Genomic DNA, 24335 nt, shown 5'->3' on the forward strand with positions numbered 1-24335 from the left:
ACTCTGTTTTGATTTAGGTCACAAATCATGCTGTTTTTGTTAATTTTCTGTTGTGTTTTAGATTGGTGAGCGCACACTGAAACTGTGGCGTTAAGGAGTAAAGTGTAGTAGGAGCGCCGAATTGGCAGGGAGATAGCATGGCCGCAATAGTTACATTATTTAAGTCACTTCTAGGCAGTTTTAGGGATCTCGTTCCCATCATATTGGTTGTTGGTTTTTTCGAAGTGTTCGTGCTTCAACAAGCGCCGGATAACTTAGTTTCCATCCTCATCGGCCTGGTGTTTATTGTTGTTGGTCTCACTTTCTTTGTGTTTGGTCTTGAAATGGGGCTATTTCCTATCGGTGAGTCCCTAGCGCAAGCGTTAGCGCGCAAAGGCAGCATATTCTGGTTAGTGGTGTTTTCTTTCTCTTTGGGTTTTGGCACAACATTGGCCGAGCCAGCTCTTACTGCGGTGGCTAACGAAGCGGCAGAAGTTGCTTCCCAAGCCGGAGCCATTGCGAGCTCTGAAGAGGCAATGGACAGCTATGCGATGGGGCTACGTTTAACTGTGGCCTTGGCCGTGGGCTTAGCCATTTTGTTGGGGGTGATTCGGATATTAAAAGGCTGGCCGATTCATTATTTGATCATTGGCGGTTATGTCACCGTGATGATTCTCACCGCGTTTGCACCAGCAGACATTATTGGTATTGCCTATGACTCTGGCGGCGTGACAACTTCGACAATCACAGTCCCGCTTGTAACCGCACTTGGTGTCGGACTGGCAACTGTTATCAAAGGACGTAACCCAATGCTTGATGGTTTTGGGCTTATTGCCTTTGCCAGTCTTACTCCGATGATTTTTGTGTTGCTCTATGGAATGGTGGTGCTTAAATGACTAATTGGGCAATGATTCTAGAAACCTTTTTACTGACAGCGCGCGACGTTGTGCCAATAGCGATAATATTGTTCGGGTTTCAGCTTGGGGTGTTAAAGCGGCCGATTGCCAATTGGCGTAAAGTTTTACTCGGATTTGGTTATGTCATTATCGGCTTAAGTCTATTTCTTGTGGGATTAGATATGGCGCTGTTTCCCATTGGTGAGAGTATGGCAGAGCAGCTAACTTCAACGTCATTTTTGCAAGATGGCGATAGTCAATTAACTCAGTTTGCCTGGCAAGATTATCTATGGGTTTATATTTTTGCCGCCGCGATAGGTTTTAGTACCACGATAGCAGAACCTTCGTTAATTGCTGTTGCGATAAAAGCCAATGAAGTTTCCGGTGGCACCATCAGTATTCAAGGCCTACGCATTTCCGTCGCTATCGGTGTGGCAATGGGGATCGCGTTAGGCTGTTTTCGTATTGTGGTTGGTGATCCGATCCACTATTACATTTTAGCGGGTTACGTAGTGGTGGTGATTCAGACCTTTTATGCGCCCAAAATGATTATCCCATTAGCTTATGACTCCGGAGGCGTAACAACATCAACGGTTACTGTCCCGCTTGTTGCAGCGTTGGGCCTTGGTCTTGCAACCAATGTAGACGGGCGTAATCCACTAATCGATGGATTTGGATTAATCGCATTTGCCAGTTTGTTTCCGATGATCACAGTGATGGCTTATGCACAATTGGTAGAACTTGTGAGTAAAAGAAAAATCGCAAAGGAGCGAGAACATGCGCTTTAAAATGATAGTTGCGTTTGTCGATGAAACCAGCACCGACGCTGTGTTGGATGCAGCAAGAGAAGCTGGAGCAACCGGTGCTACGGTGATCAATCATGCTCGAGGGGAAGGGGTTGTAAAGCAAAAAACCTTTATGGGGCTTGGGTTAGATATTCAGCGAGATGTGGTACTTTGGTTAGTTGAAGAACACATGAGTCGTCATATTTTAGAGACGATATGTCAGGTAGGTCAGTTTGACACTAATCCTGGGCAAGGAATTGCTATTCAAATTGATGTTGAAGATGCGGTGGGCGTCGCACATCAGGTTGAGTTGCTAAGCAAAGAGATAGAGGATCAAATATGAAATCGCACAGCCCAACATTTAATCGTGATGTGATGACACAAGATTACGTTATGGTAGATGGCCTGCATACTGTTGCTGCGGCAATTCGTATGGCAACAGAGAAGAATGTCAGTATTTTATTGGTTAATAAACGTCATGAACATGACGCTTATGGCATGGTGCTCATGAGTGATATAGCCCGTAAAGTTCTGGCAAAAGATCGGGCACCGGAACGTATGAATGTATATGAAATTATGATAAAGCCGGTGCTATCGGTGGATCCTGACATGGACGTCAGATATACCGCGAGGCTTTTTGAACGTTTTGGGATCAACAAAGCCCCGGTGATTGAGGCTGGTAATATTCTCGGGATTGTCACTTATCATGATATTGTGGTTAAAGGGATGGTAGCTAACACCACAGATCAGATGGATACTCCATAATATAAACAGGCCGCCAACTATTTGTGGCGGCCTGATAAACTCTAAACTGAAGCAGGGAATCTAGGCAAAGTACCTAGTTTATTAAGCAAAGCGTTGATTTAGATAATTAATAATATCTGATGATTCATACATCCACTTTACCTCTCCGGCTTCTTCAATACGTAGGCAAGGTACCATGGTTTTACCACCTAGTTCGGTGAGTGTCTTTTGGTGCTCAGCTTGTTTGGCATCGACTAGTGCTATGTTGAGTCCTTGTCTGCGAATAGCTCGACGAACCTTGACGCAAAACGGGCAAGCTGCATATTGATAAAGAGACAGAGATTGGGTTTGCTCATCGATTTTATTTTGCTCTGCAACCGGTCTTTGGCGCTTTTTCGGAGCAAATACAAAATTCAATAGTAAAATAATACGACCTAAAATCCAGCGAACAACAAACATGAACCACCTCTCTAATTATTAGCTGGCGCTGATTCTAGCTGATGACTCATCAATGTTAAAGACTCGGGTGAGTTATTTATATTTTGTAGTGAGGCAGCCTTTGTGGTTCATGGATGCAGTGTTACCGGCTTTGCATGCAGGCTAGCTACAGTTCAAAGCCTTTGTATTGCATAAACTTGCCACAAAGGGCGGTAAAACTCAGCTCAAAAGTTCACCAGCGCATTAATTGCTGAGCATCTAATACTGGGCATTTCATATTAGCATCTAATATTAGGCGCCTAATATAAGGCATCTAAGTTTATTGAGCATCTAAGGTTAGTTGAGCAATCGACTCACCGTGCAAGGTATCAACTTGACTATCAAGCAAGAATATCCGTGCTGCGCTCACATCTTGCTTTTCAACAAGGTAGGCTTTAACGGCTTTGGCGCGATCACTTGCGAGCTGCGCCAATTGCGAGTCAGAAATATCGTAACTATTTAGGGTCAGGTTATACATTGCCATATGCCAGCGCTGTAGGACTTGCTGCTCGGTTATGTCACTTTGCGCATTGTTCAGTTTTAGTTGCTCAAGAACTTGCTCGTCACTTTGACCTGTTTGCGCTAACACTAGTTGTTTGAGCGCGTCAGATAGCTCACCTGATGTCGGCATATTACTTGGGCTCAGTTCATTGGTCATTGCGGGAGCAAGCTGTGGATTGGCAATGCTGTGCAACTGCTCGTTAAGTTGAAGTTGCTGCAGTGCCTTAATATCATCGGCTTTATTGATTGCACCTTCGATATTGACGATTAACATCGGTCTATCTGCTAATGCTTTTGCTAAGGTGTTGAGTTTAGCTTGCTCTTGAGTTGTGACAGTCGATGTTCCTGCAGTAAATTCCACTTTATCGAGTTGATCATCTTCACCAAACAGATCGCCAAGCAGTGAAAAAGGGGCGGTTACTGCTTTGGTGATGACATTGGTGAATGCGGTTAACACAATACTTCCAATACCAAAGTCAGGATCATTGACGTCACCTGTGACATCCACTCCTAGGTCAATGACGCCGTGACGGTCTTGCAATAAGGCAATGGCTAATGTTACCGGCAAACTGGTGGCTAAACTGCTATCTGTAGGCTCACCCAGTTTAAGCTGATCAACCACCATATGATTACTGCCCACAAGCTGATTATTTTGCAATTGATAACTGAGATCCAGCGAAAGCTGACCTTTATCAATGTAGTACCCAGCGTATGTGCCTGAGTAGGGGTTGACCGACGTCAGCTCTACATGTTTAAAGCTGAGGTCTAAATCCAAATAGGGGGAACTCAGTAATGGGTTTAGCTTTCCTTTGACTGTAACAGGGGCATATTTGTCTATCTTACCTGTGATATCGACAGTGGCGATGTGATCGGGCTTAGAATTAAGGTTGGCGATTTGCCCATTGAGCGCCTCAATACTGGCGGCAAATTTAGGTGTTAATGAATTATCTGCGAAGAATGTGGCTCCTTGGTTGAGGTTTATCTCATCAATGCGAATATCTATTGCTGAGGCCCTTGTATCGCCGTTATCTTTTTCTCTAGCGTCACTAACAGTTGTGTTGTTTAGGGCAGACTTGGTTGTCTCCGGCGAGTTGATGGCGCTGGTTGCTTGGCTGCTTTGGGCTAGAACAATATCGCTAAAGTTAGTTTGTTTGTCGCTATCAATGACAATACGAGCAAATGGTTGCTCAAAATCAATGGCTGTGATTGCTAAGCTATTATGCTGTTGATTAAAAACAGCTTTTTGTACCTGCATGTTCTTCCATTCTAATAAGGGCTGATCTTGGCGATTATCGAGCACTTTTAGATTTTCGATGTTAGTTTTAAGTTCAACAATGGCGTTGTCGGCAAAATCAGACGTTACTTGGCTGTCGACTGACAAACTGCCTTGTTTAAGCGACAAGTTTACTTTTTGTTCGAGATAGGCTTGTAGCATCGCTAGGTCAAAGTCATGTATTGACCAAGCCGCCACATAATTAGGGGATAAAACGTTAAGGGTTCCTGTACTACTCACATGCCCTTGCTGGTTGATATTAAACCTCAATTGATAATCAATAGGTGTATCAAGTTTGGCGTTAAACGGACCGGTGGAAAAAGACAGGTTATTGATGTTCCATGCTTTGTTTGATGCAAACTTATTATCAGTAAATTTGACATCGTACTTTGTAAGGTCAAGCTTTGACACGTTAATAGACCATGGCAACTCCGGAATAGCAAACAATCCACCTTTATCGCTATTGACTTGCTTAATTGCTGTTTGGGCTTGCCCAGTTGTCGATTGGGATAGCGCAGTTGCTTGAGTTAGCTTAGATGGCTGCGTAGCCGCTGAGGTGATGCTGAAATCGTTGACCAAGTCGATGCCATGGCTTGAAAGCGTGGCAGTGACGTCTAAGCCGTGACTGTTAATTTGCTCAATATCTATGTGCTGATCATTGGCATCAATATTAATGCCCACAAGCTGTAGTTGCTTTAGTGCAACTAACTTCCGGCTAGCATTTTTGCCGGTTCCATCACTCCATGCGAGATTATCGACTGTTAGTTGACCGCCTGTAACCCTAACACTTAATGGTTGTGTTTGGCTTGATTGCTCATGAACATCAAGATTGGCTTTTAAGCTCAGTGCACCACTATCGAGCTGAGCTGGCAGTTGATTATCGATAAAAGACCAAAACTGCTTTAGCTTGACGTCAGTTATCGCAATTTGGGCGTTTAGCGATAACGGTTTAAGTTGGACTTGCCCTTGGCTGGAGACTCGACCGCCATTTTCGCCCTGAATCGTGATGTTAAACTGATTGCCTGTTGCAGATTGAGTAAGCTGGGCGCGGGTATCTAAGGCATTGATAACGACATTTAAGTCTGGGTAGTTTAGTCCAGTACCTAAGTTTAGGTTTTGATAGTGTAAGCGGCCATGTTCAATCGTAATATTATTAACCAACACATGGGGCAGGGCGCCATCTGCTGATGGATCTGTTGCTGGCTTGTTTGCTGCAACAGCATTGGGTGCTGTTAATTTGTCGATGATATCTGAGAAGTTAAATTTAATACCGCTCGCTTCATCATGATAACTTTCAAATAACCCATAGGGATGCTGTAAATGGACTTGATTGAGACTAAAAGCAAATTGGCCTACCGAATGCCAAAATCGCATATCAAATGATAGTGTCTTAAAACCGACAAATTCAGCACCAGATTGCTCACTGATGCTGAAGCCACTGATAACCGTATCAAAAGTAAAAGGGTTAATGGTGATATTATCGAGTTGAACTGGGCGACCTAGTTGCTCTGATAAGGCTGGTGGTGCGTACTTTTTAATCAGATAGGGAGTGAGCTGATTTATCGCAATCAAAAATAGCAGATAAAAGCATAACAAAATTCCAACATATCGTTGATACTTAGGTAAGCTTTGGTAAAAGCGGATAAATTGCGCTGGTGAAAATCTTGAACTAGACATGTAAACCTTTTTATTGCTGGTGCAATCTAAGACGAAATATACGTTGCCGTATTATTATAAAGTGGGCTGACAAGATAATTTTGTTATAAAAATTGACTGCTTTCATAAGTATAGCAGTCGGCAGATGTTTTCAAAACACCACCATAGGATGATGCTTAAATCAGATGACACAATTTTATTTCGATGGGCAGCGATTCGAGTCAAGTGAGGGCGAGTCCGTTTTAGATACCCTCGTTAAGGCTGGTCATGAGCTTAACTATTCTTGTAAGAAAGGCATATGTAAGACCTGCATTGTGCAGCATGTGTCAGGAACCCTGTCTGTTGGTTCGCAGCGTGGCCTTGATTCAACATTGAAAGAAAATGGCTATGTTTGCTCCTGCCAATGCCGGCCTACCGATGGACTAAAGCTCAAATCAGTGATGACCCAAGATCTGTTTATCAGTGGTTCGTTACTGAGTAAGAAGTTCTTATCAGAAAGTGTCGTTGAGGTGGTGATTAAGCTTAGTCAGCCCATCGAGGCACGCGCGGGACAATACGTAAATTTAAGACGCTTTGATGGCTTAACTCGCAGCTATTCATTAGCCAGCGGCAGTGACGCCAGACAAGTTGTGCTACACGTAAGGCGTAAATACAACGGCCAGTTTAGTGATTGGTTATTTCACAGAGCGGGTAATGGTGAACGTTTGTTAGTTCAGGGGCCTCTAGGTAAAGCGTATTACCAACCCCATTTTAAGCAAGATACCTTAGTTGTTATTGCATCTGGTACTGGACTAGGCGCTGCTTACTTTATGGTACAAGCGGCGATTGAACGGCACCATGAAGGACCGATTTATTTGTATTATGGTGCCAATAATATCGACGAACTTTATATGCACAGCCAGCTTCTGCAGGCGGCGATGCGTTATCGGCAGTTGCAATACTTGGGCTGTGTATCTAAGTTAGATTCAATGCAAACACTACCAGGTAAAGTGGTGCTTGGTGATCCGTTTGAACATGCTGCAGAGCAGCATCAATTTGATCGCCAACATCGGGTGGTTTTATGTGGAGAGCCAAGTTTTGTGAACGCGGGGCGAGAAACCGCTTTTCTTAATGGTGTACCGATTGAACGTGTTCATGCTATAGCATTTGAATATAAAAATTTAAGATCCAGAGAGCGCGCCTAGACCGCATTATGCTGCCCGGTCTAGTAAGGTAGGCTGTAAAACTGTCAAGACAGTGAGTTAACTGAATTAGTCATGTTAGTTATGTTAGTTATGGCTGATGTTGAGGCTGGTAGGTAATTGCCGCAATGATCGCACCTTGGGGATCTTTGATCCAACAAAACCGTCCTATTTTGGGAATGTCTTCTGGCCCATAAAGTAACTCACCACCCAATTCTTTGGCTTTTATTGCCACATCATCAACGCACTTTACCGTTACATAACCTGTCCAATGGCTCGGCGTGTTTGGTTGGATATTGTCACAAATACCGCCAATACCTTGACCGTCGCTTTCAATCACATGGTAGGTGCCATGGGGCAAAGACAGCATTTTAAAGCTCCAGCCAAATACTTCGGCATAAAACGCAATAGAAGCATCAGTATCATTAGAACTGAGTTCATGCCAGCTGACGGCACCGTTGGTTGTAAAAGGAGAGGTCATGGCGAGCAAAACTCCGTATAGAAAGTGTTTGTTTATCAGTGTAGTTGACAAATTTTATCTCGGTTGAAAACAATGGCGAAAAAAGCGGTTTAAATGTACAAAAATCAACCTATTCTATTATTAGTCAGCGGCTTTGCTTGTGTTAGGGTAAGGATGTAAGGGCAAATAATGTTTATAGGTGTTCTTGCCTTTTCTTGGGATTGAGTGAGTGGGTGCCCGGCAGGTCAAGGGCTTGCTGTGTATAGGGAACGTCGTCGACAATTTAGGTATGAGCAAATACAGCTCCTGCTGGTTTGCTGCGATATCTCAACGTCGCCAAATGATAAAATCAAGGAAGATATATGTTTTTTCGCATCGCAATTGAAACCGATTTAGCGGCTCTCGCGCCTTTGTTTGATGATTATCGCTGCTGTTTAGGGCAACCGAGTAATATTGAATTAAGCCAGCAATTCATTGCAGCTAGATTAGCTGAAAATGATAGTGTTATTTTGCTCTGTTTAATGCAGGAGTCGCCTGTTGGCTTTATTCAGCTATATCCCTCGTTTTCTTCGTTGTTACTTAAACCTCTTTGGTATTTTGATGATCTCTATGTTTCGCCAGAATTTCGAGGTCAAGGTATTGCGAAACAGCTGATAGCCAAAGCGAAGGAGTTGGCTGATGAAACGCAAGTGCTTGCAGTTAGGCGCGATAAACTCGCAAGCCCCGGTTTCTTGCCGATTGAAGTTGATTACTTAGATGGTGTGATGTGTGTGTCACCCTAGTTGCTGGAAGCCTCAATTAATTTAAGTCCCAATTTATTTAAGCCCCAATTGATTTAAGCCTAAGTGTTGCTGAGACAGCAATGGTCAACTTGCACTAACAATAACGCCATGTGGTAACATATGGCGTTTATTTTTTCATAGTAGTGGGGATTTTGGCTTGAACAAGAGTGTTATAACTAACGTTATCGCAGCGGGGCTGATTGCAATTGGATATGCATTACAACAGCCTATTGTATTGAGTATTGGTTTGTTCGCGTTCTCTGGTGCATTAACCAATTGGCTTGCGGTGCATATGTTATTTGAAAAAGTACCTGGATTGTACGGTTCTGGTGTTATTCCTGCGCGTTTTGAACAGTTTAAGCAAGCAATAGCTGATTTAATGATGGAACAGTTTTTCACTCATGAAAATATTGACCGATTCTTAAGCCAAAACGGTGAAGGCGCAATGAAGCTTGATTTAGCGCCTGTGATTGAAAAGGTCGACTTAGATCCAGCGTTTGATGCCTTGGTAGTGACGGTTGAGCAGTCTTCATTAGGGGGCATGTTAGCAATGTTTGGTGGCAGTGAAGCCATTACGCCGTTGAAAGCCCCTTTTGTTGAGAAGATGAAATCATCACTCGTTGAAATAGCGCAAAGCGACAAGTTCTATGAACTGATTAAAGATGAACTTGAACAGCCGGACGTGATGGATGACATGCGTAATAAGATTGAAGAGATTGTTCAACAACGTTTAAGCGAATTGACCCCACAACTAGTAAAAGAGATTGTGCAACAAATGATTAAAGAGCATTTGGGGTGGTTGGTCATCTGGGGCGGCGTATTTGGTGGAGTGATTGGTTTAGTCGCAGGTATTATTCAGTAGATAATATCAGTCGTTAATATCGATATAATATCAGGTTCGTTATGCGCTTTAGGTTGGGCTAATAATAAAAGTATTGCTATTCTCAATAGGGGAACCGAAGGAGCTGTCACATGTCAGAACACAATAAAATCAATTACCTAGAGATACCTAGTCAGGATTTGGCTATCAGTAAAGCATTTTTTAAATCTGTGTTTGGCTGGGGCTTTATTGATTACGGACGTGAATATACTTGTTTTACCAATGCGGGGATAACTGGTGGCTTTTACTTATCTAATCAACAGGCGCAAACGCAACATGGCTCAGTATTGATGGTCATGTATAGTGATAATTTATCTGACACTGAGCAAAAAATTATCGCTGCCAACGGTCAAATTACTAAGCCAACATTCAGCTTCCCCGGTGGTCAGCGATTTCATTTTAGCGATCCTAATGGCAATGAATATGCAGTATGGACGGAGTAAAACATGCCCCATTGTGTGGTCGAATATGACGCTGCGTTGCAGCATGACGTGAATATCAGCCAACTTATTAAAGATATTCATTTGGCTGTTATAGAAAGTGGCCTATTTGAACCCTCTGCGGTAAAAACGCGTGGTTACTCGGCCGAACATGCCTTTGTCGGTGAGGTAGTTGATGATGGCTTCATCCATATTCAACTAACCATCATGCCAGGGCGAACAACTGAGCAAAAGCAGAGCTTAATGCAGCTAATTTATTATGCCATTGAGCCTAGCGTTTCCCATGTTAATAGCGTGACTATGTCGGTTTCGGATATCGACAAACCGCATTACTTTAAAGTGGTAAATCAGGCCGGTTAACACAACGCGGAGTGAGCGCGAAAACCAAGCAAAGCGAACAACAGGGGAGTTGGATGGATTGAGTAAATATGCTTGGGTTGTCTTAGCGATATTGATGAGTTTTCCAATTTGGGCACAGCCCAAATTGCGCCTTTGTGTTGATCATTATCCGCCTTTTCAAATTGTCCAAGGTGAACATGTTAGCGGCGAAAACCTTGTTGCTGCTCGATTATTTGCGACTTTGATTGAACATCGACTTGAGATAGTAAAAAGCCCTAATTTTGCTCGATGTTTGCGTATGCTCGAAACCGGTGATGTAGATTTAATTGCAGGGCTTATTCAACAGCCGCAACGCATGACCTATGCTCACTTTTTGCCATATAGGCCAGATAGTGCTTATCGTTTTATCAGTGATTTGACCGTCGCCGATATTTATCAATATGACGCTTTGCAAGGTCATACCATCGGTGTGTCTAGGGATACATATTACTTTGAAAGATTTGATCAGGACCAACAGCTGCGTAAAATCGTGGTCAATAGTGCTGAAATTGCCATGAATATGCTATTGCGCGGCCGTTTTGAGCTATTGATAGTGCCTGAAATTACCATCGCAAGTTTACAAAAACGCTTCCCACAATTTGAACAACGTTTGAAAATTCATCCCTATCAGTTTCAAGAGCAGCGGGTGATTTATTTTGGGGTGAGTCGCAAGCACCAATTGCAAATTGATGATGCCAAGTTAAAAGCTGTGATAGATAGTGCTTATCAACAACAGCTATTTATTCATGAAATAGCGCGTTTTGTTGAGCAAAACGTTGATTGGTATTAACGCTGTTACACTAGTGATTGCCCATGCGTTATTGGGTATGGCTGATAAAATCAATAAGCTGTTGAAAGATGTCGAACTGTAGTGGCAAGGCTCTTATCTTTAACTTTTGCTCTTTACATTGTGCCCTGCGTTTAGCGCGGGGCATTAATCGGTTTTGAGTTGAGTTGTTCTAATGTAAGTGATTTTTATCATTCACAATCAATCTAGCTTTAAAATTATCAACTTAGTCGTTACCATTTACCGCATTGTTGTAAAGAGCAAGACTCAGTTAAGTTTTAGGAAATTTAATGTCATTACCGCCTTGTCCGCATTGTCAATCGGAGTTTGTTTACCAATATCAACAACTGTTGATTTGTCCTGAATGTGCCCATGAATGGGATCCTGATGAACAGGAAGAAAAGCTTGATGTGAAAGATGCCAACGGCAATACCTTGTTTGAAGGCGACAAAGTGACTTTAGTTAAGGATTTAAAGGTTAAAGGCAGCTCCAATGGCTTGAAAATTGGCACTAAGGCGCTAATTAAACGAATTTCTGACCGTAAAGATCATCAGTTAGATTGCAAGGTTGATGGTGCCGGCGATATTCTCATCACTGCTAAATATGTAAAGAAAGCCTAGGGCGTTTTCTCCATTGTTTGGTGGTGTTTTACTGAGTTGGCTAGCTGTCGCCATTTGAACAGAATTTAGCGGTGAAAGGTCAACCCCCTAGGTTGACAGTAAACTTTTTATAGTGAAATCATTGCTTAAGGATAAGATTTGAAACCATTGGACATTGCGCACGCGTACAATAAGCTAACTCATTTATGGACAGATAGCGGCTTTAATCTTAACAATGGCATTGTGCAGCATGAGCGTGCGTTAAGCTTTTTAAAGCATAAGGTTAAACCGTCACCAAGTACAAATCGTACACAAAACCCTCACCAAGATTCATCGGCGAACACACTGCGTGGCCTTGATGTAGGCTGCGGCTGTACTGGTCGATTAACGGATTTGCTACTGCAACAGGGCTTTGCCGTTACAGGCTTAGATATTTCCAGTGAGATGATTCGATTAGCAAAGCAATACTATGCGGGTAAACAAGATAAGGCGCGGGTGAGCTTTATTGAGGCTGATATCTGCCAAATGCCATTGCATGAGCAATACGATTTTATTAGCGCATGGGATAGCATTTGGCATATTCCATTGCAAAGTCAGCAACAGGTCATCAGCCATCTCGTTACAAGCCTAAAGCCTGGCGGGGTGTTAATTTTTTCATTTGGCGGTACCACAGAAGCTGGCGAACATGTTGATGACGCTATGGGACAAGCTGTTTACTACTCATCATTGGGGACGCAGGGCTTTATTGATTTAGTGAGCGAGTTGGGTTGTCAGCTACGGCACCTGGAGTTTGACCAACACCCAGAGCTGCATGCTTATATGATTGTCGAGAAAGTTGCCTAGATATAGGCTGTTATCGTCAGAAATAACAAAAGGAGCGACAATGGTTTGCCACTCCTTGATGGTTGTTAGTAGGCGCTCTCGTGTACAGACTGTACCGCTCGTCCCGATGGGTCGATGATCCCTTGTAAGCTCTCATCCCATGCCAATGCTTCTGGTGTTGAGCACGCAACAGATTTACCACCGGGCACGGTTTCTGCGGCGCTAGGAAGCGGGAACAACTCTTCAAAGAAGGTACGATAGAAATAGGCTTCTTTGGTTTCCGGGGTGTTATAAGGGAAACGGAATTTAGCATTAGCAAGCTGTAAGTCATCGACCTGTTCAGCGGCATGATCTTTTAGGCCGTCAATCCACGAGTATCCCACACCGTCGCTAAATTGTTCTTTCTGACGCCATGCGACTTCCTCTGGTAGTTTGTGTTCAAAGGCTTGACGCAGAATGTGTTTCTCAATTTTGCCATCTTTAGACATCTTAGCTTCAGGGTTGATACGCATCGCCGTATCGATAAATTCTTTGTCTAAGAAGGGCACTCGTGCTTCTAATCCCCAGGCAGCCATGGCTTTGTTGGCACGCAAACAATCAAACAGGTGTAGCTTGTCTAGTTTGCGCACCAGCTCTTCATGGAATGCTTGTGCATTGGGGGCTTTATGGAAATACAGGTAACCACCAAAGAGTTCGTCAGCACCTTCGCCAGATAACACCATCTTGATGCCCATAGCTTTAATTTTACGCGCCATCAGATACATAGGCGTTGCCGCACGAATAGTGGTGACATCATAGGTTTCAAGGTGATAAATCACATCCTTAATGGCATCCAAGCCGTCTTGGAATGTGAAGGTGATTTCATGGTGAATCGTGCCAATGGCATCGGCCACTTTTTGTGCAGCAGCAAGATCAGGCGCGCCTTCTAACCCTACGGCAAATGAGTGCAATTGTGGCCACCAGGCATTGCTTTCACCGTCATCTTCAATACGACGTTTTGCAAACGTTTGGGTGATTGCAGAAATAACCGATGAGTCTAAGCCTCCTGAAAGCAGTACACCATAAGGGACATCAGACATCAGTTGGCGTTTAACAGCAGCTTCTAGCGCTTCTCTTAACTCATCAACACTGGCTTCGTTGTCTGCAACAGCATCAAATTCTTGCCAGTCGCGCTGATAGTAATGTTGGTAGCCAGCTTTGGTTAGGTAGTGACCGGGTTTGAACTCTTCAACCGTTTTACACACAGGCATTAGTGCCTTCATTTCAGATGCCACATAGAAGTTACCGTCAGCATCTCGTCCTGTGTATAGGGGAATGATACCCATATGATCGCGACCGATAAGGTATTCATCTTTGGCTTTATCGTATAAAACAAAGGCAAAAATACCGTTCAGCTTATCAAGAAATTCGCTTCCGTATTCTTGATAAAGTGAAAGAATCACTTCACAGTCTGAGTTGGTTTGATACTGGTACTTGTCGCCTAATTCTGCTTTTAGCTCTTTGTGGTTATAAATTTCACCGTTAACCGCTAAAATGATTTGTTCATCTTCACTCAATAATGGTTGGGCACCGTTAGCAACGTCGACAATGGCTAAACGTTCATGGGCGAGAATGGCACGTTCACAGCTATAAATCCCCGACCAGTCTGGTCCGCGGTGGCGTAGTAGCTTTGACATTTCCAGTGCGACTTGGCGCAAAGGTGTCGCATCTGATTGAATATCTAATATTGAAAATACTGAACACATAGGGGACTCCCAACAAGCTTTAAACCTTAATTGCTTGCTACTGTGACAGCATTCGTTTAATTCTCCAAATTTAAAATTGATAAAAACGCACTTTTTGACGGGTTTTTGTCGATAAAAACCCATTTTAAACTTAAGTAAATTGATGTTTGTTTAATTTTACTTGGATTTTTGTGTGATTAATTGAATTTTGCCTGTTATATCTGACTTACCATTAATCATTTGCTAGCGAGTAGCAACAAACTGTGGTTTTTTAATAAAAAGCTTATTAGCGGCGAAAATTTGAGTGAGACTGCTGTTTATATAGACAATAAGCGCCATTGGGCGCTTATTGTCTATTGTTTAGCTAGGCTACTAAGTTAGCTATTGTTGCTTAGCAGGACGTAAGTGATGAAACTCTGTTGCAGGATAATAGCCAGGCCAGTCACTATTATTAGCTAATTGATGCGCCGCTTTGTAGTAAATTGCCAAGTCTTGTAGTGCGCCAGATAAGTCCCAATCCTCTCGGTATTCGTCACAAACGTTATGGTAACAACCTTTCATTTTCTGCTTCATTTGTGCTTTGTAAATGGCGGTTGCTTCATCAAGGGGTTGAGTCCCTCCACCGGCAAAAACTGCTGGGACGCCTTTTTGCGCAAAGCTGAAATGATCTGAGCGGAAGAAGCCGCCCGATTCAGGGTACTTCTCGCTTACCGCAACGCGGTTTTGGCTGACTAATGCTGCTTCTAAGTAAGTCTCAAGCTCCGATTTACCTTTGCCAACAATAGTGAAGTCTTTGGTTTTACCGTAGACATTAGTGCTATCGAGGTTAAATACAGCAACTGATTTTTCAATGGGGTAAATTGGGTTAGCAGCATAATAGCGCGATCCGAGTAACCCTTGCTCTTCACCTGTTGTGGCAATAAAGGTGATGGAGCGGTCGTTGGGATGCCCTTGTGTTGCTTGTTGGGCAAATTGTCTAGCAATTTCTAAGATACCAGCGGTGCCAGAGGCGTTATCAAGCGCGCCATTGTAGATTTTATCGCCCTGTTTACTATCATCGGTGCCGATGTGGTCCCAGTGAGCGGTGAAAAGAATATGCTCATCAGCAGCGGCTTTACCTGGTAAGGTGGCGACAACGTTATAGCTATCGGTAAAAGTCGCATTGTTAGCAAATGCAATATCGGCAGATTGATTTAATGCAATGGCGATAGGCGCAGCCGCAGCGCGATCCATTAGTGTATCAAGGGATAAACCAGCTTTTTCAAATAATGCATTTGCTTGCTCGAGCTGGATCCAGCCTTCGACTTGAACACGTTGGTCCATAATCTCTTGGCTTAGCACTAAATCTTGCTGTGGGCCAGTCCAGCTGTTTTCGACGACCGACCAAGGGTAAGAAGCTGGTTTTGTATCATGAATAATGATGGCACCTAACGCACCTTGGCGGCTGGCTTCCTCAAACTTGTAACTCCACCTGCCGTAGTAGGTCATTGCTTTGCCATTAAAGCGTTTGGATTCGGGGTGAGCAAAGCCGGGGTCATTGACTAATATGACAGCAATCTTCCCCTTCATATCAATGCCTTTATAATCATTCCAGTCGTATTCTGGTGCATTGACGCCGTAACCGACAAACACTAAAGGCGCATCTTTAATACTGATCTGTGGCTGGTTATGACGGCTGCTTAATACAATGTCATCGCGATATTGCATGGGGATTCCTGCAAGTGAGATAGACTGATTTTCAGAAGCGGTATAGCTAACCATAGGCACAGCTTGTAGATAACTGCCATCGTTAGCACCAACTAACCCAGCTTGCTCAAATGCATTGGATAAATAGTCTAGTGTGAGTTTTTCCCCGTGAGTGGTAGGCGCTCGTCCTTCAAATCTGTCGCTGGCTAAGATTTGAATATCATCTCTAAAGCGCTGTTCATCAAATTGGGGGCTGAAAGTATCACTGCTTGGATCTGAAGCTCCTTGACTGCAGGCACTGACAATCAGTGCTGCGCAAAGCGGTAGAATATGTCGCATGTCTGTTCCCGTAATATTGTTATTGTATTTTATTATTGTTTTGCTTGCTGGTACCGTCTTTGCGGTTTGTCCGTATCATGACTGATGCAAGCTGATAGAAGCAACTAGTGCGGGAATTTAAATTGTTACTCAATATTGCACATTTGATGGTAAAGCGAGTATTTCGCTAAGGCGGTCTAGAGAGGCGTTTGCTTGGCGGCACTTTGATGGGTTGCATTGGCATTGCAACCCATCAAATAGCATTCACGTTTACACGATATCAATATCGCCAGCACAATCGAAAATATGATTAGGTCTAAATGGTTCCTTGTCGATATCACTAAGCTGACTGACACCACTGGTCACTAACACAGTTTCAAGCCCTGCTTGGAATCCGGCTAAAATATCTGTGCGCATGTTGTCACCAATAATCACAGTGTTTTCACTATGACCATCAATATGATTTAACGCTGAACGAATTATCCAGCTACTGGGCTTACCCACATAGAAAGGTTTACGACCTGAAATACGCTCAATGGGCGCACATAAGGCCCCGCAAGCTGGACTATGTGCTGGGCCGTGGGTATCTGGGTTGGTGGCAATAAATCGAGCCCCATTGGCGACAAATTGTGCCGCCTTATGGATCATATCCCAATTATATGATCGGGTTTCGCCAACAATGACGAAGTCCGGATTGATATCGGTGATGGTAAAACCGGCTTTATATAATTCGTGGGTAAGGGCGCCTTCACCAATCACATAAGCTTTATTACCACTTTGGTGCTTGAGAAAGTCTGCGGTCGCCATTGCGGCGGTGTAGAAACATTCCTCTGGTACTTTAATACCTGCGGCGCCTAATCGGTTCTGGAGATCCTTACCCGTTTGTACAGGGTAATTGGTGAGAATGACGAGCGGATTGCCTTGTTCTACGATACGATGAATAAATCGGTCACTGCCTGGGATCAGTTGGTTGTTGTGCAGCAATACACCATCGATATCACAAATAATATTTTTCATCAGACCTTCTATTTCATCTTCTATGCCGATATTTATCCTTTATCTAATGATAAATATGAGTGAAATACAATGGTTTTTACGGTTTTGGCCGACTTGTTTGCCAATTGGAGGCGAAAAAGTCAATGAGACTTGCCGATGTCTTAGTCCGTTAACATCGGCAAGTGGGAGCGCAAAATTGGTGAGCTTAGGATTTAACCTCATCTAAAATGGCAGCGATCACTTTGTAAAATATAGATATAGCCATTCTTGGTGTTTCAGTTTGCGGGTAACCTCCATTCATGGCTATAACCGTTTGAGAGTCAAAGTCCATTGCAACAACTTGTCCGTGTATGCCGACCATCGCTAAAATCCTGTGTTTGCCAATATTTAGCACTCGAAATTGGTCTTTGTAATACCCGTGTGCCAGCGCAGCCTCTTTGCTTTTTTTCCAAGCGGAACGCACAATATCGTTGCCTTGTAATAGTTGCTTGATAAAGTGTTTATCAATGACCTGTTTGCCTTGGTAGTTTTTACCATCATTTATCAATAGTTGCCCCACGCGCGCCAGATCGGCCGTACTGATATTCAACCCGCCTGAGGCGATGGCATCACCTGCATGGCCCGCCATTAAATAGACGTCGTCATTAACGCCAATTTGGCTCAGTAATGCTTCGTAATTCTTGGCGAGGTTTTTACCTGTTACTTTTTCAACGATCAAACCAAGCACTTCAGTATTGGCGCACTGATAGGTGTATTTATCTCCCATTTTACCTTCGCGTAGGCGCACTAACGCTAGGTAATCTTTAATGCCATTGGGATAAGATTTAGCGCCTTTATCGCTATTATAAGATTGGGCTAGTGTCATTCGATTATCCCAAGATTGATGTTTGGGAACATCTAAAAGTAGCGAGGTACGCATGTCAGCAACATCTTGAACGGTAGCAGTGTGCCAGGCACTGCCGGTTAAGAAGGGCAGGTACTCAATCACAGGTTTATTCATATTGAGTAAACCTTGAGATACCGCTTGTTGTGCAGCCAACGACGTAAATGACTTGGTGACAGACATGGCTAAATGTGGCTGGTGAGGCCCCATATTATTCCAAAAATGTTGGTGCAGTATTTGATTATTTTGTACCACTACCATTGAATGGTTCTTTAATCTGTCGCGCAAAAAGGTTTCAACATCGATGGTACCGTCGATGTCGGTGACTGTTATCTGACTCAGATCTAAGCTGTTGCTGACGGTTAAAGGCTGCGGGGCAACACCGCTAGTATCAAGCTTATAGGAGTGAGTAAACTTATAAGCATGGGGAAAGGTCGACGCAGCGTTTTCAGCTTGGTCCCAGTTTTCAATGGTGATCATATGGGATTTCGCCTGCTCGATGAAAGCGGCATCTCTAGACTGAAACTCGGCTGCATTAACGCTTGCTATGGCCATGATCATCGCTAATGCAAAAACGGCTTTGTTCATATTCACCTCTCTATATCGCTAAATTTTGGCGCTAATGAAACCTGAGTTTCAAGGTTGCCTTGTTGATATCGATGGTGCCATCTGGGGCATTACTAGACATTGTTATTAGCGTTAGTGAAGCTGTGTTATCAGTTTATGCCGCATCGCTTGTTGAGCACATGGAATGGATAGTTAAACGCTGCTATTAACCCTGTTGACGGCAAATTGACTGCAGCAGTATTTGCTTTGCCAACTACGACAAACTTATTTGAAAATTGTGTTGACCTGCCGCATTTTTCAGCTATTGTGTGCCGCCTAGATTAACGCGAGTTAGTTGGTTTATTTGAGTAGTAAGTTCAGTTTATGAATTGGCTTAATAGATGTAATCTCCCACGCTTTGCTGCAAGTCGGTTAGCTATCTCCTGGCTATTATTGGTGATTGCAAGTTGGCATTCGCTTGCTCACGCTCAAAGTGAGAATCAGTCTGAGTTTTCGCCGTTAGATAATCTCATTACCCTTGTTTACGGCAAGCAAATTGTCGCATTACTGCATGACGATCAAATAGATGTGCTTGAAAAGAAAGCACAGCTTAAGCTGTTAATCCCCGATGAGCGTATAAAGCAATCACCTTACTATGCTTTTGCTTATTATCGTCTATGCCACGACATCGCCTTATCTCAAGGTGAGCCTCAACAAGCGTTAGATTGCGTGGTGGCAATGGATAATTTAGCGGTTAAGTTTGCCGCGAGCTGGCTGCAAGGTGAAGCAAAGATGTGGCAAGCGACTTTTGCCGCACAGCGGGGAGAGTTTGACCAAGGCATTAGCTTAGTTGACCAGTCTATCGCGATTGCTAAAGAGAGTGATTACTTGCACTTATTGGCCCGAGCTTATAATACCAAGGCAGCACTGTACTATTTTCAAGACCAATTTTATCTAGCACTGGAATATTATCTTCAAGCGTTAGATATTTTTCTAAAAGACCCTCAGGATAAATACGTCAGTAAGGTGTTATCTAATATCGCCATTATTTATGTCGATTTGGAAGAGTGGCAACAGGCTTGGCATGCAAATAACCGCGCCATGGAACATGTCAAAATTCATGGCGGCAGTGATAGCCAACTGAGTGCATTTAATAATAATGCCGCTTATATTTTAGAGCGTCAGGGACGGGTTGCGGAAAGTGAACCTTACCTCATTGATGCAGAGAAACATGCTGATATGAGTGGTAATTTGCGCTTGCAACTCAATACCATGACATCATGGGCACACTATTATTTAGAAACCGAGCAGCACCAACAAGCGATTGATGTTGCGACGCGCTGTATTGCACAGGGCGACGCCAATCAGTTTCCACTTTTTGAGGCGGATTGCAGTCGGATTATGGCTAAATCTTTAGTTCGGCTGGGACAGGTCGATGCCGCTTTTATTGCACTTGAAAACGCTGAACAGCACTATCAAAAAATTGGAACTCGTGCTGGGCTTGCCGATACTTTTAATACCTATGCTTTGGCTTACGAAGTGCTGGGGAATTTTCAACAAGCTTTGGTGTATCAGCGCCAGGCCAATGAGGAAGACAAGGCGCTGCTATTTGATAGTCGCGCTAAAATGATATTTAACTTAAGCCAGCGATACCAAGATAAATTTAAACAGCAAGAGCTAGCGTTATTAAAGGCAAAAAGTGAAGCTCAAGCGGCACGTTTAAATGAGCAGCTGTTAAGGGAAAAACTGCTTTTCTTTGCTATTTTGGTGGCGATAGGCTTGATTATCTACTCCCTTCGCAAGCGCTACTGGCTTGAAAGTAGCAATAAGTCTTTGCAGGACACCAACACTGAGTTATTTCGTCAATCCAACGTTGACCCACTTACCGGACTATATAACCGCCGCTTTTTGCTTGATCATATTGAAAAGCTGGCGAACAACCAGCAACACTCAGGTAGCCGGTTAGCAATTGGACTTATCGATATTGATTTTTTCAAACAAGTTAATGATGGCTATGGCCATGAAGCTGGGGATATTGTGCTTGCTCATATCGCTAATCTGCTAAGTGCCAATATTCGCACTGGTGATGTTGCGGTCCGCTGGGGAGGAGAGGAGTTTGTATTATTGCTTAACTTTGAAGCGGCGACTATTGAAGTGAGTGATATCCAGGCGCATTTTGAACGAGTTCGCCAAGCTGTAGAAGGTACTAAGATCACCGCCGGCGAACACATTTTGTCGGTGACGATTTCCATCGGTGTCAGCCCACTTATTAACAATCAAGACATCAGCACTCACTGGCATAGTGCTCTAGCTTGTGCTGACAAAGCACTCTACAGCGCCAAGTTATCTGGGCGTAATCAAGTGCAACTGCATCCTAACTAACCTCACTCAATCATGCGTTCGATAAGTTTTGCTTCAAATTGAGGGATCCCCATACGGCGACAGTAGTCATTTAGGTGTCGCTTAGAGTCCAAGTAGTGGTAGTGGAAAAAGTGCGCATAGGGGAAGTCGCCTATTTGGCACATTTTTGTCGCCCAGTCATGTAAGATCAGCAAGCTAATGTAGGCGCCAAAGCCTTTTGCTGAAAGGCATGTTGTTTGGTAAGGCCCATTGACTCGGTAACGCTGCTTGGTTTCTGGGTAGATCAAAAATAGATAGTCGCTATTGACCATGGTTTGCCATTGGGTTTGTTGATAGTTGTCGGATTTCTGTATCGAAAGTTGATGAAAGCTGTCACTAAATCGCTGATGCATTTTGCCTGGTAGATAATGGCTAAACTTAGAAAACATAACCCAGTCACTCTATGTTGAAATGAGTCGCTATAGTAAGTTGGCGAAGGTTTTCTAGTCGTTATTAATGCAGTTGGTAAAAACTAATAAAAAAGGCATTTGCTACTGCAAATGCCTTTGAATCGTTGTTTCGCAAAGCGCCAGGTTAGTCCGCCGCGTAACCTCGCTCATCTAATGCAATGTTATCTAAAAAGGCGATACCTTTGTCCATATGCAAGCGTTGTTGACTAAACCATTTTACAACTAATGGGTAGATTGCATGTTCCTGTTCATGGACTCTTTGAGCCAAAACATCGGCATCATCTTCTGCATAAACAGGCACTTTAGCTTGTAAAATAACCGGGCCAGCATCAAGTTCTGGGGTCACAAAGTGCACACTAGCACCATGCTCAACCTCTTTGGCATCTATGGCACGTTGGTGAGTATGTAGACCAGGGTATTTAGGCAGCAAAGACGGGTGAATATTAATCATCTTTCCGAGGTATTGACCGACAAATTTGTCACTCAATATCCGCATGAAGCCCGCAAGCACGATGAGATCTGGCTGGTATTTTTCTATAGCAGCGCTTAAGCGTTGGTCATATTCTTCACGAGACTCGCCTTTGTGTGCTATCACACAGCTGGTATCGATTTCACTATGGTGAGCTCGAACAAGTCCATATGCGTCAGGTTTATTGCTAATGACCCCAACGACTTCTGCGCCGAGGTGGTCATCACATCCATCAATAATGGCTTGTAGATTACTACCATTACCTGAAATCAATACGAGTACGCGATAGCATTCGGGCATTACACTATCTCCACTTGCTCTTCGTCACCATTGCGCGCGGCAATGTTACCGATTAGCCAAGCGTTTTCGCCTTCAGCTTTTAGCAATTCAACAGCAGCTTCAACCTGGTCTTGCGGTAGTGCGATGATCATACCGACACCACAGTTGAAAGTACGGTACATTTCAAATTCTGCAATGTTGCCGTTTTCCATTAGCCAGTTGAATACTGTAGGCCACTGCCAAGAATCACCTTTCACTACAGCTTTGGCATTGTCTGGAAGTACGCGTGGGATGTTTTCCCAGAATCCACCGCCAGTAATATGAGCCATTGCATGCACATCATGTTGCTCAAGCAGTTTTAGTAATGGCTTGACATAAATCTTTGTTGGTTCAAGCAGGTGGTCAATAAGTGGTTTACCAGCAAGGTCTGCTTGTGGGTCGGCTTGGCTAACTTCAAGTACCTTACGAATTAGCGAGTAGCCATTTGAGTGAGGGCCACTTGAACCAAGGGCGATAAGTGCATCGCCAGCCGCGACTTTTGTGCCGTCTAGCACTTCATCTTTTTCGACTACACCGACACAGAACCCGGCAAGATCATAGTCTTCGCCTTCGTACATGCCTGGCATTTCAGCCGTTTCACCGCCGATAAGGGCACAACCTGACTGGGCACAGCCTTCAGCAATACCGTTGACCACTGATGTTGCAGTCTCAACGTCAAGCTTGCCTGTGGCATAATAGTCAAGGAAGAAAAGTGGCTCTGCACCCGCAACGATAAGATCGTTGACGCACATAGCAACTAGGTCAACCCCAACGCTGTCATGTTTTTTATAGTCAATAGCCAGTCTAAGCTTAGTACCGACACCGTCTGTGCCAGAAACTAAAACTGGATGTTTGTACTTAGTTGGTAGCTCACATAGCGCACCAAAACCACCAAGGTTGCCCATGACTTCTGGACGGTGGGTACGTTTTACAGCAGATTTGATATTGTCTACTAGGGCGTTGCCGGCATCGATATCAACGCCTGCGTCTTTATAGCTTAGCTGGGTAGGAGTGCTCACGGAGGATCCTCTCGGGTACATCGTTATTGGATTTTATGCGGCGCTATTCTACCAGCTTGTTCGCAGCGTCGAAAGTGAAGATTGCCCTTATTCAAAAGGACTTGGGTCACGATTTAGTGTGTTTGTAAAACTTTATGTTTTCCATTGTGAACAAATCTACTAAAATTGCAGCAATTTGATGGTAAAACTCGCCAAACACGTCAGGAGAATAAGATGAAAGTTGTTGAGGTTAAGCACCCTTTAGTACGTCATAAAATTGGATTAATGCGTGAGGGAGACGTCAGTACTAAACGTTTTCGTGAGTTGGCTGCTGAGGTTGGCAGTCTGCTGACTTATGAAGCGACAGCTGACTTTGAGACCGAAAAAGTCACCATCGAAGGTTGGAACGGGCCTGTTGAGATTGAGCAGATTAAAGGCAAAAAGGTCACAGTCGTGCCGATTCTACGTGCTGGCCTTGGCATGATGGACGGTGTGCTTGAGCATATCCCAAGTGCGCGTATCTCTGTTGTCGGCATGTATCGCGATGAAGAAACATTAGAGCCGGTACCTTATTTCGAAAAACTAGCTAGCAACATGCCTGAGCGTATGGCATTGGTGGTTGACCCGATGCTTGCCACTGGCGGTTCAATGATTTCAACGATTGACCTGTTAAAGGATCGTGGCTGCACATCAATTAAAGCATTAGTACTTGTTGCTGCACCAGAAGGCGTTAAAGCGCTTGAGCAAGCGCATCCAGATGTCGAGCTATACACAGCTTCTATTGACGACTGTCTAAACGAGCAGGGCTATATTCTTCCAGGTCTTGGTGATGCAGGTGATAAGATTTTCGGCACCAAGTAATCTATCCGAGTGACTAGTCCTGAAATAGGTTGACACTTTTTTCAGTTTAAAACGCTCGATGAACTTCATCGGGCGTTTTGTATTTT

At 43.7% G+C, this 24335-nt stretch carries 24 protein-coding genes; 14 read left to right on the forward strand and 10 right to left on the reverse strand.

Annotated features, from left to right (window positions below; genetic code table 11):
• The first annotated feature begins 137 nt into the window (after positions 1 to 137).
• Genes ACHUFW_RS20145 through ACHUFW_RS20160 form a run of 4 tightly spaced genes read left to right on the forward strand, consistent with a single transcriptional unit; the run spans position 138 to position 2425 of the window.
• The gene (locus ACHUFW_RS20145) at positions 138 to 875 is read left to right on the forward strand and encodes a DUF1538 family protein (protein WP_394205680.1); all 738 of its coding nucleotides are present in this window, start codon (positions 138 to 140) and stop codon (positions 873 to 875) included.
• Positions 872 to 1663, forward strand: a complete 792-nt coding sequence (locus ACHUFW_RS20150) for a DUF1538 domain-containing protein (protein ID WP_394205681.1) — start codon at positions 872 to 874, stop codon at positions 1661 to 1663. The genes ACHUFW_RS20145 and ACHUFW_RS20150 overlap by 4 nt, the downstream gene beginning before the upstream one ends.
• Positions 1653 to 2003 (forward strand): P-II family nitrogen regulator, encoded by a 351-nt coding sequence (locus tag ACHUFW_RS20155; protein WP_394205682.1) that lies wholly within the window; start codon positions 1653 to 1655, stop codon positions 2001 to 2003. Before ACHUFW_RS20150 ends, ACHUFW_RS20155 begins: the two co-directional genes overlap by 11 nt.
• Complete coding sequence (locus ACHUFW_RS20160; RefSeq protein WP_394205683.1) at positions 2000 to 2425, forward strand: CBS domain-containing protein; 426 nt, start codon at positions 2000 to 2002, stop codon at positions 2423 to 2425. The genes ACHUFW_RS20155 and ACHUFW_RS20160 overlap by 4 nt, the downstream gene beginning before the upstream one ends.
• 81 nt (positions 2426 to 2506) lie before the next feature.
• On the opposite strand, the gene ACHUFW_RS20165 is transcribed toward ACHUFW_RS20160, so the two are convergent.
• Together ACHUFW_RS20165 and ACHUFW_RS20170 are read right to left on the reverse strand one after the other, a co-directional pair.
• A complete protein-coding gene (locus ACHUFW_RS20165; protein WP_394205684.1) occupies positions 2507 to 2863 on the reverse strand; it encodes a glutaredoxin family protein in 357 nt (118 codons plus the stop codon).
• A 298-nt stretch (positions 2864 to 3161) separates the two neighbouring features.
• Entirely contained in the window at positions 3162 to 6332 is a 3171-nt protein-coding gene (locus ACHUFW_RS20170) for a DUF748 domain-containing protein (RefSeq protein WP_394205685.1), read from the reverse strand.
• 164 nt (positions 6333 to 6496) lie between these two features.
• On the opposite strand from ACHUFW_RS20170, the gene ACHUFW_RS20175 reads away from it, so the two are divergent.
• Entirely contained in the window at positions 6497 to 7495 is a 999-nt protein-coding gene (locus ACHUFW_RS20175; protein WP_394205686.1) for a 2Fe-2S iron-sulfur cluster-binding protein, read from the forward strand.
• A gap of 88 nt (positions 7496 to 7583) precedes the next feature.
• Here the strand turns inward: ACHUFW_RS20175 and ACHUFW_RS20180 are convergent, their stop codons facing one another.
• Complete coding sequence (locus ACHUFW_RS20180; RefSeq protein ID WP_394205687.1) at positions 7584 to 7973, reverse strand: VOC family protein; 390 nt, start codon at positions 7971 to 7973, stop codon at positions 7584 to 7586.
• Positions 7974 to 8314: 341 nt separating this feature from the next.
• Here ACHUFW_RS20180 and ACHUFW_RS20185 point away from each other — a divergent pair, with 341 nt between their 5' ends.
• The 7 genes from ACHUFW_RS20185 (at position 8315) to ACHUFW_RS20215 (ending at position 12661) form a co-directional block, all read left to right on the forward strand.
• Entirely contained in the window at positions 8315 to 8734 is a 420-nt protein-coding gene (locus tag ACHUFW_RS20185; protein ID WP_394205688.1) for a GNAT family N-acetyltransferase, read from the forward strand.
• 157 nt (positions 8735 to 8891) lie between these two features.
• Positions 8892 to 9596 carry a DUF445 domain-containing protein gene (locus ACHUFW_RS20190; RefSeq protein ID WP_394205689.1) on the forward strand — a complete coding sequence of 235 codons (705 nt, stop codon included), beginning with the start codon at positions 8892 to 8894 and terminating at the stop codon, positions 9594 to 9596.
• A 110-nt stretch (positions 9597 to 9706) separates the two neighbouring features.
• Positions 9707 to 10057, forward strand: coding sequence for a VOC family protein (locus ACHUFW_RS20195; RefSeq protein WP_394205690.1), 351 nt, complete (start codon positions 9707 to 9709; stop codon positions 10055 to 10057).
• Positions 10058 to 10060: 3 nt separating this feature from the next.
• Entirely contained in the window at positions 10061 to 10414 is a 354-nt protein-coding gene (locus ACHUFW_RS20200; RefSeq protein WP_394205691.1) for a 5-carboxymethyl-2-hydroxymuconate Delta-isomerase, read from the forward strand.
• 58 nt (positions 10415 to 10472) lie between these two features.
• Positions 10473 to 11222, forward strand: coding sequence for a substrate-binding periplasmic protein (locus ACHUFW_RS20205; RefSeq protein ID WP_394205692.1), 750 nt, complete (start codon positions 10473 to 10475; stop codon positions 11220 to 11222).
• A 287-nt stretch (positions 11223 to 11509) separates the two neighbouring features.
• Positions 11510 to 11839 (forward strand): zinc ribbon domain-containing protein YjdM, encoded by a 330-nt coding sequence (locus ACHUFW_RS20210; RefSeq protein WP_394205693.1) that lies wholly within the window; start codon positions 11510 to 11512, stop codon positions 11837 to 11839.
• A 138-nt stretch (positions 11840 to 11977) separates the two neighbouring features.
• Positions 11978 to 12661 (forward strand): class I SAM-dependent methyltransferase, encoded by a 684-nt coding sequence (locus ACHUFW_RS20215; RefSeq protein WP_394205694.1) that lies wholly within the window; start codon positions 11978 to 11980, stop codon positions 12659 to 12661.
• 65 nt (positions 12662 to 12726) lie between these two features.
• Here ACHUFW_RS20215 and asnB read toward each other — a convergent pair whose 3' ends face one another.
• From asnB to ACHUFW_RS20235, 4 genes are all read right to left on the reverse strand, one after another.
• Positions 12727 to 14385: an asparagine synthase B gene (asnB, locus tag ACHUFW_RS20220; protein WP_394205695.1), complete on the reverse strand. Its 1659-nt coding sequence runs from the start codon at positions 14383 to 14385 to the stop codon at positions 12727 to 12729.
• Positions 14386 to 14745: 360 nt separating this feature from the next.
• The gene (locus ACHUFW_RS20225; protein WP_394205696.1) at positions 14746 to 16389 is read right to left on the reverse strand and encodes a M28 family metallopeptidase; all 1644 of its coding nucleotides are present in this window, start codon (positions 16387 to 16389) and stop codon (positions 14746 to 14748) included.
• Positions 16390 to 16638: 249 nt separating this feature from the next.
• Positions 16639 to 17385, reverse strand: coding sequence for an HAD-IIA family hydrolase (locus ACHUFW_RS20230; protein ID WP_394205697.1), 747 nt, complete (start codon positions 17383 to 17385; stop codon positions 16639 to 16641).
• A gap of 184 nt (positions 17386 to 17569) precedes the next feature.
• Positions 17570 to 18835 (reverse strand): serine hydrolase domain-containing protein, encoded by a 1266-nt coding sequence (locus ACHUFW_RS20235; protein ID WP_394205698.1) that lies wholly within the window; start codon positions 18833 to 18835, stop codon positions 17570 to 17572.
• Between the two features lie 342 nt (positions 18836 to 19177).
• On the opposite strand from ACHUFW_RS20235, the gene ACHUFW_RS20240 reads away from it, so the two are divergent.
• Positions 19178 to 21175, forward strand: coding sequence for a diguanylate cyclase (locus tag ACHUFW_RS20240; RefSeq protein WP_394205699.1), 1998 nt, complete (start codon positions 19178 to 19180; stop codon positions 21173 to 21175).
• Between the two features lie 2 nt (positions 21176 to 21177).
• Here the strand turns inward: ACHUFW_RS20240 and ACHUFW_RS20245 are convergent, their stop codons facing one another.
• The 3 genes from ACHUFW_RS20245 to purM all read right to left on the reverse strand — a co-directional run bounded on the left by ACHUFW_RS20245 (position 21178) and on the right by purM (position 23409).
• On the reverse strand, positions 21178 to 21582 hold the full coding sequence (locus ACHUFW_RS20245; protein ID WP_394205700.1) for a hypothetical protein: 405 nt from the start codon (positions 21580 to 21582) through the stop codon (positions 21178 to 21180).
• Positions 21583 to 21727: 145 nt separating this feature from the next.
• A complete protein-coding gene (purN, locus tag ACHUFW_RS20250) occupies positions 21728 to 22372 on the reverse strand; it encodes a phosphoribosylglycinamide formyltransferase (RefSeq protein WP_394205701.1) in 645 nt (214 codons plus the stop codon).
• Positions 22372 to 23409, reverse strand: coding sequence for a phosphoribosylformylglycinamidine cyclo-ligase (gene purM / locus ACHUFW_RS20255; protein ID WP_394205702.1), 1038 nt, complete (start codon positions 23407 to 23409; stop codon positions 22372 to 22374). The genes purN and purM overlap by 1 nt, the downstream gene beginning before the upstream one ends.
• A 213-nt stretch (positions 23410 to 23622) precedes the next feature.
• Between purM and upp the strand changes: the two genes are divergently transcribed.
• Positions 23623 to 24249 carry a uracil phosphoribosyltransferase gene (upp, locus tag ACHUFW_RS20260; protein ID WP_394205703.1) on the forward strand — a complete coding sequence of 209 codons (627 nt, stop codon included), beginning with the start codon at positions 23623 to 23625 and terminating at the stop codon, positions 24247 to 24249.
• Positions 24250 to 24335: the final 86 nt, after the last annotated feature.

The organism is Shewanella waksmanii (assembly GCF_043643685.1).
Taxonomy (GTDB): domain Bacteria; phylum Pseudomonadota; class Gammaproteobacteria; order Enterobacterales; family Shewanellaceae; genus Shewanella; species Shewanella waksmanii_A.

Excerpts from the sequence above, each read along its gene's own strand:
- ACHUFW_RS20230 (WP_394205697.1), bottom strand. The coding sequence starts at position 17,385 with ATGAAAAATATTATTTGTGATATCGATGGTGTATTGCTGCACAACAAC.
- ACHUFW_RS20195 (WP_394205690.1), top strand. The coding sequence starts at position 9,707 with ATGTCAGAACACAATAAAATCAATTACCTAGAGATACCTAGTCAGGAT.
- asnB (WP_394205695.1), bottom strand. The coding sequence starts at position 14,385 with ATGTGTTCAGTATTTTCAATATTAGATATTCAATCAGATGCGACACCT.
- purN (WP_394205701.1), bottom strand. The coding sequence starts at position 22,372 with ATGCCCGAATGCTATCGCGTACTCGTATTGATTTCAGGTAATGGTAGT.
- ACHUFW_RS20235 (WP_394205698.1), bottom strand. The coding sequence starts at position 18,835 with ATGAACAAAGCCGTTTTTGCATTAGCGATGATCATGGCCATAGCAAGC.
- ACHUFW_RS20170 (WP_394205685.1), bottom strand. The coding sequence starts at position 6,332 with ATGTCTAGTTCAAGATTTTCACCAGCGCAATTTATCCGCTTTTACCAA.
- ACHUFW_RS20175 (WP_394205686.1), top strand. The coding sequence starts at position 6,497 with ATGACACAATTTTATTTCGATGGGCAGCGATTCGAGTCAAGTGAGGGC.
- ACHUFW_RS20210 (WP_394205693.1), top strand. The coding sequence starts at position 11,510 with ATGTCATTACCGCCTTGTCCGCATTGTCAATCGGAGTTTGTTTACCAA.
- ACHUFW_RS20155 (WP_394205682.1), top strand. The coding sequence starts at position 1,653 with ATGCGCTTTAAAATGATAGTTGCGTTTGTCGATGAAACCAGCACCGAC.
- ACHUFW_RS20245 (WP_394205700.1), bottom strand. The coding sequence starts at position 21,582 with ATGTTTTCTAAGTTTAGCCATTATCTACCAGGCAAAATGCATCAGCGA.
- ACHUFW_RS20240 (WP_394205699.1), top strand. The coding sequence starts at position 19,178 with ATGAATTGGCTTAATAGATGTAATCTCCCACGCTTTGCTGCAAGTCGG.
- upp (WP_394205703.1), top strand. The coding sequence starts at position 23,623 with ATGAAAGTTGTTGAGGTTAAGCACCCTTTAGTACGTCATAAAATTGGA.
- ACHUFW_RS20180 (WP_394205687.1), bottom strand. The coding sequence starts at position 7,973 with ATGACCTCTCCTTTTACAACCAACGGTGCCGTCAGCTGGCATGAACTC.
- ACHUFW_RS20225 (WP_394205696.1), bottom strand. The coding sequence starts at position 16,389 with ATGCGACATATTCTACCGCTTTGCGCAGCACTGATTGTCAGTGCCTGC.
- ACHUFW_RS20160 (WP_394205683.1), top strand. The coding sequence starts at position 2,000 with ATGAAATCGCACAGCCCAACATTTAATCGTGATGTGATGACACAAGAT.
- ACHUFW_RS20150 (WP_394205681.1), top strand. The coding sequence starts at position 872 with ATGACTAATTGGGCAATGATTCTAGAAACCTTTTTACTGACAGCGCGC.
- ACHUFW_RS20145 (WP_394205680.1), top strand. The coding sequence starts at position 138 with ATGGCCGCAATAGTTACATTATTTAAGTCACTTCTAGGCAGTTTTAGG.
- ACHUFW_RS20200 (WP_394205691.1), top strand. The coding sequence starts at position 10,061 with ATGCCCCATTGTGTGGTCGAATATGACGCTGCGTTGCAGCATGACGTG.
- ACHUFW_RS20185 (WP_394205688.1), top strand. The coding sequence starts at position 8,315 with ATGTTTTTTCGCATCGCAATTGAAACCGATTTAGCGGCTCTCGCGCCT.
- ACHUFW_RS20165 (WP_394205684.1), bottom strand. The coding sequence starts at position 2,863 with ATGTTTGTTGTTCGCTGGATTTTAGGTCGTATTATTTTACTATTGAAT.